Annotated in this window: 1 protein-coding gene; it reads right to left on the bottom strand. The window is 73.4% G+C overall.

What is annotated here, in order from left to right; translation table 11 throughout:
- Window positions 1-440, bottom strand: a 440-nt coding sequence (locus KDL01_RS44325) for a DnaA ATPase domain-containing protein (protein WP_246577724.1), incomplete at both ends; no start/stop codon positions are given.

Below are 440 nucleotides of genomic sequence, written 5' to 3'. Positions count from 1 at the left end.
GAGTTGATGAACTCGTTGGTGAACTCCTCCGAGCTCACGTACCGCACGCGCGTGCCCGGGTAGAGGCTCCGCGCGTAGTGCCCGATCGCGTGCAGCAGGTGGGTCTTGCCGAGTCCGGACTCCCCGTAGATGAAGAGCGGGTTGTACGCCTTCGCCGGGGCCTCCGCGACGGCGACCGCGGCCGCGTGGGCGAAACGGTTGGACGCGCCGATGACGAACGTGTCGAACAGGTACTTGGGGTTCAGCCGCGCGGTCGGCTCACCGGGACCGGTCGCCGGCGCGGGCTGCGCGGCCAGCGGGCCGGGCGCACCGGTGGTGGGCAGGTTCGGCCCGACGGGGCCGCCGCGGTGGACGTGCCCGGATCCGGGGGGCGGTTCCGGCAGCTCGCGGCGCACGGCGTCGCGCTGGTCGTAGTCCCCGCGCTCGTAGTCCCCGCGTGC

Origin of the sequence: Actinospica durhamensis (assembly GCF_018139695.1) — a bacterium.
GTDB classification, from domain to species: domain Bacteria; phylum Actinomycetota; class Actinomycetes; order Streptomycetales; family Catenulisporaceae; genus Actinospica; species Actinospica durhamensis.
The sequence above is the reverse complement of the archived record's forward strand: the minus strand, read 5'-3'. Positions and strand labels throughout refer to the sequence as shown.